Origin of the sequence: Mesorhizobium sp. M4A.F.Ca.ET.020.02.1.1 (assembly GCF_004022645.1) — a bacterium.
Classification (GTDB): domain Bacteria; phylum Pseudomonadota; class Alphaproteobacteria; order Rhizobiales; family Rhizobiaceae; genus Mesorhizobium.
This window is the reverse complement of record NZ_RZOI01000808.1, coordinates 1-2,536: the sequence shown is the minus strand read 5'-3', so window position 1 is coordinate 2,536 and position 2,536 is coordinate 1. Positions and strand designations below refer to the sequence as shown.

At 58.8% G+C, this 2,536-nt stretch carries 2 protein-coding genes; both read left to right on the top strand.

The window, feature by feature from the left end:
* The coding region (locus EN742_RS31425) for a patatin-like phospholipase family protein (protein ID WP_245492438.1) at window positions 1–616 on the top strand (616 nt) is incomplete at its 5' end.
* 749 nt (window positions 617–1,365) lie between these two features.
* Window positions 1,366–2,536, top strand: a 1,171-nt coding sequence (locus tag EN742_RS31420; RefSeq protein ID WP_148670390.1) for a DUF2235 domain-containing protein, incomplete at its 3' end; no start/stop codon positions are given.

Genomic DNA, 2,536 nt, shown 5'->3' with positions numbered 1-2,536 from the left:
GCTATCCGCTCTCAGAGATGGTCCAAGAATCTATCTCAACGCCACCAACCTGGCCACCGGCAACATGTTTTTCTTTGTTGCAGGCAAGGCATTGGCGCCCGGAGAAGACGCTGGAGAAACGATGGGGGAGCACGAGAGCGGCACCGCGAATGCGAGTAACTATCCAATCAGCTTGGCCGTGGCAGCATCCTCGGCTTTCCCGCCCGTGTTTCCCCCGCTACGGCTCAATGCCGACATCTATCCCAATTCCCTGAGCGAATACGCGACGCTGAGCGATGGAGGCATTTACGATAATCTGGGCGTGAACCCGTTGATGCGAGCGCGGCGCAATCCCGTCGATGTGTGTTTTGTAAGTGATGGCGGCAAGCCGTTCGCCGTGTCCCCTCATCCGACGGAGTCCGGGACAATCGTGCTCAAGGAGGCGATCAACATCATGATGGAGCAGGTAAGAGGTCTTCAATTTGCTCGTCTGCAATTTGTCGTACGACGCGAAAAAGGGCCCGAAACCCATCTGGTTTTCAATCGACAGCCGGGTAGGCGAGGAACGGCCTGGCGACGCCGCTTTCGCCTCGCTGGTGGCAACAGATTTAAAGAGATTGGAGGCCGAAGAGCATGAGGTTTTGGTGCGACATGGTCGGGCCCTCACGATGGCACGCGTCAAATCCTATGCACCGGAACTCCTTAAGTAGCAAAGTGTCAAACGCGCCGCCTTGCCGCTTACCCGACACGGACTGCAAGGACGTTATCGTTGGATATATCGCCTCATATTCTATCCAGGACAAGCAGTCCTCAACGCCAAGTGCCTGCCGCGGCGAGATTTGTACCCTCAGTCTCTACATCAGGGACAGCAAGCTCGACTGGGACATCCAGAAGCAAATTTCAGGCACTGGCAAGGCCATCTTCGTGAAGACCTTTGGTGAGCCCGACCCCGAGACCAAGTGATGCGCCATAGTGCCTCCAAATGGCCGCTGCTCTGGGCTGTCGGCGCCGCCATTCTCATATCTGCTCCGGCAAGGGCCCAGGAAGAACCAACGCAACCGAACCCGACACTGAGGTTCAAGCTCGACCGGCGCGACGGGTGCTTCCGCTACATAGGCGATGCCTGTCGAATTCATCGGCCGCTTCAAGACCGGGAGCTACGTCGGCGTGTCCATGATCACCATCGGCCGGCCCACGACCAGCAGCCGCGACTACTCGATCTTGTTCGCGCCTCGTGCCGCTTGGGGCAGTTCAGCCTTTGTCACCATCTGTGGCCGCGTTACCCCACCTTCTTAGCAACCGGACAGAATCTCCGGAGGGCGCTGACTTAGGACCGCTGGACAGCCGCCATATGTCGTGGTCTGTCTTCCTTTTCAAGGAAGCGAAATGGAATCATTATCGGCAGCGGGACCGGGTAAGAAGCGGCTGGCGGTTTTCCTTGATGGAACCTGGAATTCCGTGTCGGACAACACCAATGTCTGGCGCTTGCGCGCCCTGTGTTCAACGAAAGACACCGGAAACCCAGCCCAGCTCGCCTACTATGATATCGGGGTGAACGGAGTCATTGGCGGAGCCTTTGGGAAGGGGCTGCTCAGGAATATCCTTGATGCCTATGAGTGGCTGGTCGAAAACTACAACGATGGTGACGACATCTTCGTGTTCGGCTTCAGCCGTGGCGCCTTCACTGCGCGTTCTCTGACAGGCTTTATCACCAAGTGTGGCCTGTTGAGGCCGGGTGCCCCGTTAAGCGTCAACCAGTTGTTCGCCCGGTACCGCCGACGCGACGCGCTGACCGTGTGGAAGCTTCATGACGACTTGGTCGCAGGCCCGCTGAAGGCCTCTGCCCTGGAAGAACGCTGGATGCTGAAATACTCCCGCCGCGTGCCGATCAAGCTGGTGGCCGTCTGGGACACTGTCGGCGCGCTCGGCATTCCCGCGTTCAGCTGGGAAGGCATCAGTCGGACCAGTTTCCGATTTCTGGACACGGGCTTGAGGGTGCCAATCGAGAATGCGTTTCACGCCCTTGCCCTCGATGAGCATCGCAACAGCTTCATGCCGACGTTATGGACGAAGAGAATCCCTACCGATCCCCAGGCGGTGATCGCACCGCCGCGTCCCTACAGCAGTGTCGAGCAGCGTTGGTTTGCTGGCGCCCACGGTAATGTGGGCGGCGGATACCCGAATGATCTGCTTGCACAGGCTCCTCTCAGCTGGATCATCGAAAAGGCCCGGTCCCACGGTCTCGCGTTCAGGAGCGACATCGAGGTGGACGACGGGGCCCTCGACGCTCCGATTTCAGACTCTTACCGGGAGTTCATGCGCGGCTCCTACGCCATCCTCAGCAAGAGGCATCTTCGGCCCATTGCATCCCCTCCCGGCCGGGACCCGGATGCGACGTACATCAATGTCAATGAGACGATTGATGGCTCGGTCTTCGAGCGGTATCGCCACTCGTCAAGCTACCGGCCCGCCAATTTGGTTGAGTGGTCGACTCGCAAGGGCGTCGATCTTGACGCGGTGATGGGTTGGGTCGATGCCGAACAGCCTGGAAAGGCGG